This window comes from Allocoleopsis sp. (assembly GCF_036703385.1).
In the GTDB taxonomy this organism is placed as follows: domain Bacteria; phylum Cyanobacteriota; class Cyanobacteriia; order Cyanobacteriales; family Coleofasciculaceae; genus Allocoleopsis.
Window position 1 is genome coordinate 1 of record NZ_DATNPA010000097.1, and the last position, 7,787, is coordinate 7,787.

Annotated in this window: 5 protein-coding genes and 1 pseudogene; 2 read left to right on the forward strand and 4 right to left on the reverse strand. The window is 48.2% G+C overall.

The genetic code is table 11. The features are described 5' to 3' along the window. Together V6C93_RS04835 and V6C93_RS04840 are read right to left on the reverse strand one after the other, a co-directional pair. Positions 1-472, reverse strand: a pseudogene (locus tag V6C93_RS04835) (hypothetical protein); the annotation flags it as partial. Positions 473-551: 79 nt separating this feature from the next. Further along, on the reverse strand, positions 552-782 hold the full coding sequence (locus tag V6C93_RS04840) for a hypothetical protein (protein ID WP_333475519.1): 231 nt from the start codon (positions 780-782) through the stop codon (positions 552-554). 67 nt (positions 783-849) lie between these two features. On the opposite strand from V6C93_RS04840, the gene V6C93_RS04845 reads away from it, so the two are divergent. Next, positions 850-1,092 carry a hypothetical protein gene (locus tag V6C93_RS04845; protein WP_333475520.1) on the forward strand — a complete coding sequence of 81 codons (243 nt, stop codon included), beginning with the start codon at positions 850-852 and terminating at the stop codon, positions 1,090-1,092. On the opposite strand, the gene V6C93_RS04850 is transcribed toward V6C93_RS04845, so the two are convergent. Next, positions 1,056-1,298, reverse strand: coding sequence for a hypothetical protein (locus tag V6C93_RS04850; protein WP_333475521.1), 243 nt, complete (start codon positions 1,296-1,298; stop codon positions 1,056-1,058). The genes V6C93_RS04845 and V6C93_RS04850 overlap by 37 nt on opposite strands. A gap of 382 nt (positions 1,299-1,680) precedes the next feature. Between V6C93_RS04850 and V6C93_RS04855 the strand changes: the two genes are divergently transcribed. After that, a complete protein-coding gene (locus tag V6C93_RS04855; RefSeq protein ID WP_333475522.1) occupies positions 1,681-3,060 on the forward strand; it encodes an NB-ARC domain-containing protein in 1,380 nt (459 codons plus the stop codon). A 203-nt stretch (positions 3,061-3,263) separates the two neighbouring features. On the opposite strand, the gene V6C93_RS04860 is transcribed toward V6C93_RS04855, so the two are convergent. Beyond that, on the reverse strand, positions 3,264-7,751 hold the full coding sequence (locus tag V6C93_RS04860) for a CHAT domain-containing protein (protein WP_333475523.1): 4,488 nt from the start codon (positions 7,749-7,751) through the stop codon (positions 3,264-3,266). Positions 7,752-7,787 lie beyond the last annotated feature (36 nt).

The following is a 7,787-nucleotide window of genomic DNA, read 5'->3' on the forward strand; positions in this document are numbered from 1 at the left end:
CTGAGATTAGATGGAAAACCTCTCCCGCTCCAGGCTGGCAGAGCTTCAAATTACTTCTACTATCAAAATTACTAACATCAAACTCGTACTTATTATTGTTGACGCTTATTAGAGTAATTTCACCATAACAGGGAACTTTGGGAACACTGATATAACCACATTTCTCTTTTAGACTACAATCTCGGTTAATTTCAACATTAATGGGAAAAGAAGTTCCTGATGGGTCTTTGGCTACACCTGACCATTTCCCCAAGAGCGTGTTTGCTACCTTTGGTGGTGAGGGCGAAGAAACTGTCGGAACAGGAGTAGATGGAGAGGAAGAATCTGATGATTTCCCTGGTGGTGGAGGAAAAAATGTGTTCCATATCACAGGGAATAAACCAATTAGCGCCACTGCAATAGCACTAATTGCAGTCCATGCTTCTTTGCTCAAACCTTGCTGTTTCTCAGGTTCTTTTTCCGGATCAGTCATAAAGCACTTCATGCCTCTAGAAAAACTACCATAGATTACCTGCTAGTCAATAGAAGGTAAAAAATAGGTGTACAAAAAGCTAAGAACCAATGCGGGTCACTTTCATACAGCCCTGACCGTCATTGTAAACTTGCAGAATTGCGTACTGACCTGACTGAACTAACTGACCCACATATTGAGCTGCACTTGCGCTGCTGTCACAAATTGTAGTCGGTTCATCAGGTCTCAATGCTCGATCCGACCAAGTACACTGACCAGGAGACAAACCTTGAGGTGCAGCACCGCCTCCTGGCTGGAATCTGATTCGCACGCCATTTCCACCATCATTAATGGTCGCGAGCCTCCTCTGATGAACCTAGCTAGAAACGAACCTAATCATGGCATATCACCGCAATGAACGTAGTGCTTCACAAATGCTCAAGCACAAACATGTCGCCGAGGGCAGCGTGGGCACCGCCGCTTGGGCACACGCCCTTGTTGTCGAGATAGCCGTTAAAGAACAAGGCAGAACAGCGACCGCAAAAACGCCAGCCACCCTGCATGAATTCGTTTTCTGGGTTGAGAACCGGTCCGTGCAACCGATTCACCAGCAGGTTGTAGCACTTGCGATCGTCGCGTGAATGAAACCCACCAGCAGAGCAACGCTTGCTGGTCGCATCGCCTCCGTTGTAATACATGGTGAGGCACTTGCTGCACTTCCGCCATCGAGACTGCTTAGTTGGCGTGTCATCCACGCATCCGTTACTGACGTAGCCGATAATGAACTGAAAACCTGCTGCGGCATGTCCTTCAGGATTGTTGGGGCAGCGTCCACGTCCGCTGCCATTGTGGAACAATACGCCGCAACTACTGCAATAGCGCCAACTTCTCTCGGCCAAAGTCTGCGAAGCTTCCGTAGGCGTAAAACTGTCGTGGACTGCAACTACAAAGCCTAAACTGCTGTACAAGACAAATCGACGGCGAGACATTCTCTGTGGCATAACATTACCTTCAATACAGGGTGTAAAACAGCAATTGTTAAACCCATAAACTTAAGCTTTAATACTTCTTCCATGATGTTAATAACTTCCAGGTTTGCCTAGCCCAAAAATGTTCAATTTTGCCGACAGTTTTACCCCTTCTTCACTCTTTTTAATCTAGGTTTGTACAAAAATGTGCTAAAAAGCCGGAAAATGTAAGCTATAATGCACAAAATGCCCCCAACTGCGATGAACCTTGAAGAAGTGTTAAAACTCGCTGATGAGATAATATTCACCAAAACGGGTCAGCACCTTGACGATTTACAAGAAGCGGTTCTGCGGGGCACTCTACAACGTGAGACATACAAGCAAATAGCTAAGGATTTTGATTGTTCTGAAAGTAGTGTTAGGAATGCGGGTTCGGAATTATGGCAGATACTTTCAGAACAGTTAGGAGAAGATATTAGTAAATCGAATTTACGCTCGGCAATGGAGAGGCTGCAAGTCTCAATAGTTTCACATTTTGCACAAGATTCGGCGCAAATAGGCTTCGTTAATTATTGTGGAGAAAGTAGGCACCCGCCAGATATACCAAACTCAAACCCACATAATCAGGAAACATCTAACCCAAAACAAACTAAAGCTTTGCATCAAGATTTACGCGAAATGCCAGAGTTAGGTGCTTTCTACGATCGCACTCCCGAACTCGACACTCTCACAACCTGGATTTTACAACAATGCTGCCGCCTAATAGCCCTCACTGGCATCAGCGGTATCGGCAAAACCACATTAGCGGTGCAACTCGTCCAACAAATAAAAGATGAATTTGAGTACCTCATTTGGTGCAATGTAGACGCATTCCCCACCTTAGCTGAATTACAAGATAAACTAATACAGTTTTTCTCGCAGTCAGAAAAACTAGATTCACCTGCAACTAGCCAAAAATCATTACCCCTAATTAAATATTTACAAAAGCATCCCTGTTTAGTAGTCTTAGATGACGTTCACAACCTTTTCAGTAGCGGTGAATTAGCAGGGAAGTATAAACCAGGATACGAAGACTATCGCTCCTTCTTCAAACAGATAGAAAAGTTACCCCATCAAAGTTGCTTTCTGTTAATCGGTTGGGAACAACCCAGAGAAGTGACTCGAGTCAAAAGCCAAAATATCCCCATTCGTACCTTACAACTTACAGGCTTAGATATCGCAGCCGGACGGGAAATACTGAGAGATTATGGATTAGCAGAAATCGATAACTACTCAGCACTCATTCACCGCTACCAAGGCAACCCGTTGTGGTTAAAAAGCGTGGCGACTCTGATTCAAGAGTTGGGAGGAGGTGTGACTGAGTTATTACCCGACGATACTATATTGTTGCCAGAAGATTTAAAAGATACTTTACAGCAACAGTGCGATCGCTTATCCGAAATAGAAAAACAAGTTTTGTCCTTGTTGGCTAGGGAAAGCGAACCAGTCAACCTAGCAAAATTGATAGAAAATGGAACAATGGTAGCGTCAGATTTACTCAATGCACTGCAATCTTTATCGCGGCGCTGCTTGATACAACAACAAGGAAGTTTTTATGCTCTGCCACAAGTGGTGAAGCAGTATATCAAAGAGATGATGTAGCTGCCTAAGTCCTGAGCAATCACTCGCAGCAGATAAATCAGCCCCATACAGCCAACTATCAGCTCCGTCGCAGTTTTTTCGCCTCTCATGCTAGTGTGAGTCCCGACTTAACAGTTATTGCCAATGCGTTGCGAGTGGGCGATCGCTTAATCGAGCAGTTGAAGTAAGACCTCTGGGGATAGAGTTTTAGCCATTATATGCGCTTACCAAGGACTACCAATCATCGTAAATCCAGACCAGTAATTGGGATGAGAGAAATCCTGATCTTCCAGCTTTGCCAGTTCCGGCGGCAGAGGCACTTTCTCCCCCGTCGGAGTCCGTAACTCCCCACCCTCCAGGCGAACCTCTCCCTTCAGCATTGCCAGTTGCGCCTGTTGTAGCGCCTGAGCTTTCATCGGTGCCTGCTTCAACTGTTGATAAAACGCCGTCATCAGCGCTAACGTCCCTTCATCGCTGATGTTCCATACACTACCTAAAACCGACTTGACACCTGCTTGTGCCGCTAACCCAGCAAAGCCCAACTCAGCTTCGCGATCGCCCAATGCCGTGCGACAAGCACTCAGTACCAATAACTCCACCGGTGGGTTATTCCAGCCTAACTGCGGCAACTCACCGAGCGATAACTTACTGCTCCACAGACGAATGTAAGTATTATCCCGTGTCCCCGGTCTAAAGTGGGCGTGGGTGGCTAAGTGAATAATACCAAACGGCTTCTGGCGGCGTTGGACTTTCAGATTATTCAACGTAAAGCCTTGATTCAGGTAAGACTTACCCTGCCACAAGCGTGGAGTAATCAAGGACAACTCTACGGGTACCGCCGGTAAGGGGTTTTCATCCGTGAATTGGGACGCCCCCATCGCCAGCACTTGAGAATTTTTGATGTCTTGGTATTGGGTATTGGTTAAGCCCAAACTGGGCATCATCCCGATACTATAGCGCTCAATTAAAAATTGCCGACCGTCGTAAAGAGCCGCCATTGGCAGCGAACGCAAACCCACATCCATGATATAGACGAGATTTTGGATGCCTTCAGCTTGTAAATCTCTCTTAATCGGTGCCACCAGCCATTGATCCAGTTGCTCTGCCATAGGGATGTAACGGCGGCGGGGTTGCCTGGGATCGGTAATGCGACTTCGCAAAAGGCTTGCCATTGCCACCACCTGAGCGCGTGTCGTATTCGGCACGCGCCGCCCAATCGCTTTCCCATCTGCCGTCACTACAACGAGCTGTAATTGATCGCTATCCTTTGGGATACGCTTGAGCAGGCGTTGAGTTTGAGTTTCCAGTCCTGGGTTCGCTGTATCCTCTGTCGCTTCCGGGACTTGGGTATCGGGTACGAATACGGCATAAACTAGGGCTGATTTTACACCTGTCGCAGCCTGATTTTTCCGCAGCGTCGCACGAGCTTGTTCTAAAGAGACAGTCTCACTCAACGGGAGCCCTAGATACTGCTCGAATTGGTAGGTTAAGAACTCCTCCATTTCAGCAAAAGCGGCATCAATCTCCAGCCAGCCGATACTCGGTGGTGGTTCGAGTAGCGCTAAGGTTTTGTCATTATCCTCGATGTTAAGTAGGTAGTCACGATTAAACAACAGCGTTGGGTCTGGGAAAAATGGAGTTATGATGTCGATGTCGCCCAACCTGAATGGGCCAGGGAATGACTGAAACGGAGAAAGGGTATCAATTCCATTGGTAATTGCGCCAGTTGTTCCATTAACTCCTGCATTCCCCACATCAAAAGGAGTTCCCAGCAGTCCGCCGCCATGCCGGATTGTAACTGAACCGCCTCCCACTCCTCCAGCCGTAGAAATGCTGGCGGTTATGCCATTGCGATCGCTAAAACTGCCCGTTGCCCGGAAAAACTGGTCAGTGGTAATATCAACGTCTCCTCCTGTGCCCGCTGTTCCGCCTTGGGCATTGATCGAAGCAACTTGGATATCATTGAGAGGGTCAAGGAAAACATTACCCCCATTACCAGAACTCGCGCTGGAATCGATCGCCCCAGTCGTAATCTGAGTCCGAGCCGAAGTTGCGATCGCGCCACCTTGAGTGACTCCTGAAGCGTTGAGATTCCCACTGGTAACGCTTCCCCCCTTACTGGTGAGAGTGATATCCCCGCCCTGAGCCGCGCCACTTGACAAAACATCACCTGTAGTAATGTTGCCAGCAGCCGAAAGATTAATGGCTCCCCCATTGCCAGTCGTGGAGCTAGTATTGAGCGTTCCGGCATTAGTATCGATACTGCCACTATTGCTGGCGATCGTAATCTGCTGACCTGGATTGATGATAGAGCCAGTGGTAATCCCTTGGTTGGCAATTAGGGTAATGTCACCCGCTCCAGTCATCGTAAAACCATTGGCGTTAATCGAGCCATTTAGCGATCGCAATGTAACGGGTGTGTTAAACGTGACATTATCTCCCAAGGTAATGTCACCCCCGTTGTCATTGCCTCCAACCGTCGTGGAGGAAAAGCCACTAAATCGTTCCAATGCTGCTCTACTCAGGAATGTTCCGCCGATGTCCAGATTGAGATTGGGGGTAGCGGGCTGTAACACCAAATTGCCCGTACCAGTCGCAGTAGAAGTACCGTCAAAAATCATTTTGTCAGCAGACAGGGTAAGATTGCCGCTTCCAGAAGCGATATTTGCATTGATTACATAAATACCCGTATTGCTGCTATTTCCTGTCAAGTCAATGTTGCCGTTTCCTGAAGTGATATTCCCATTGACAAAGATGCCCCTGGCAGAGTCATCAGTTCCCTGTGTCGTGCCGTTGAGGGTAATATTTCCGCCCCCAGAGTTGATGGCATTGTTATTAAAGATGCCAAATTCGGTAAGGCTGTTGCCTGTAAAAACGATATCCCCGCCCTGTGAGAAGACAACCCCTTCCGAACTAATTCCCCTAGCAGATGTACCAATGCCCGTACTCGTCCCATCGAAGGTGATTTTTCCCCCTCCGGAGTTGATTGTACTCGTGTCTTTATTCAAGATGCCGACATAGCTGCGGCTAGTCCCCGTGAAGCTAATCTCTCCGCCCCCTGAAGAGATATTGTCATTGACAAAAATGCCAGCAAATTCACCAGTTGCAGTGCTAGTGCCATTGAAGGTAATCTTCCCGCCCCCGGAGTCGATGGGGCTGTTGGTAATGATACCAACATTGCTGCTGCTAGCCCCAGTAAAGCTGATATTCCCTCCCCCAGAATTGATCTCAATCGCTGGGACATCGTCAGCAATAATAATGCCTTGTAACTGGGCCGCCGTTACATTGAACTCGATCTTCCCCCCCTTCGAGGTAATGATGTTATGAATTCCGATGCCCGCACCGTTGGCACTATTCCCAGTGAAACTAATCTTCCCACCCCCAGAGTCAATTGGGGCACCGAAAGTCGCAATGCCTTCTGCGGTTGTAACCTGAGTACTCGTCCCCGTACTTGTCCCGGTGAAGCTGATTTCCCCGCCTCTTGAGGTAATACCGCCTTGAACCTCTATGCCCCTAACAAAATCACCAGTCCCCGTGGCAGTCCCGGTGAAGCTGATATTCCCGCCTCCGGAGTCGATCAGACTCAAGGCAGTGATACCGCTATTGGTATTGCCATCACCATTGACGGTGATATTCCCACCCAGTGTCGAGATGGCATTATTGACTACAACTCTACCTGCACCGCTATTATCTCGGTTGGCGTTCAAGTTCAAATTCAGCTTGCCACTCGTAGAACTGATTCCCGCATTCAGGATAATGTTATTGTCGGCAGCTAAGGTGAGAGTCGCGTCTGCACCTGCTGTTTTATTAATCGGTGCATTGGCATTCTGGGTAATATTGCCTTGGTCAGTGCCTCCAATATCAGTTGTAATCGTAACGTTGGTGCCAGTATTAAGTGCCGTATTGATGTTGGCGACATTCACCTGATTGGTACCAATTGCACCGCCTCCTCCAGTGATAATCGTGATATCCGTGGGGTCAATCAGCCAAGTTCCCCCTGTGCCCTTAAAAGCAGAAGCATCGGGAGTACTGGTGAGATTGAGAAACTGCTTACCAGAGGTTTCAATCAATCCGCCATTCCCAGAAAAGCTTCCTCCCCGTGCGGTTAGCGTTCCGTGGATGCTAGCAGTATCTGTGGCGAAGACTATCACTCTCCCACCATCACCGCTATTCAGGGCGTCGGCAGCAATCACCGAGTCATGACTCACAAGGGTTTGGGACGCATTCGGAACGGTGCCTGTACCCCGATAATCCCCGCCAATTCGCACCGTGCCGCCGCCATTGAGACCTGATGCACTAATATTGGCACCCAACAGTTCAACTTTATTGCCCAAGACATTCACGGCACCACCCATTTGACCCGAAGCATCCAGAGCACCAGAGGCAGTAGCCGTCCCTGCCTCAGTAGAAACCACTTTTCCAGAATTAGATAGTACTACCTGTCCTGAAGAATTAACGGCAATACCCGATGCAGCACTCCCACCACTCCCAGTGAGCAACTGCGGCAAAGAAAGCGGTGTAATTCCTGAAGTAGCAGCAGACGCTGTTGGGTCAATCTCCAAACTCAGCAGATGTCCAGATTGACTAAGGCGAACTAAATTCGACCCAGGCACAGCCGTCATCATAATTTGTCCTGCGGGTGCCGAAAGTTGCCCGGTATTGACAACAGTGCCGCCCAATAGGGTTAAATTCTGTCCCGGACTTACTGCCAAATTGCCAGCATTGATAATGCTTCCTGGCTGATTTGT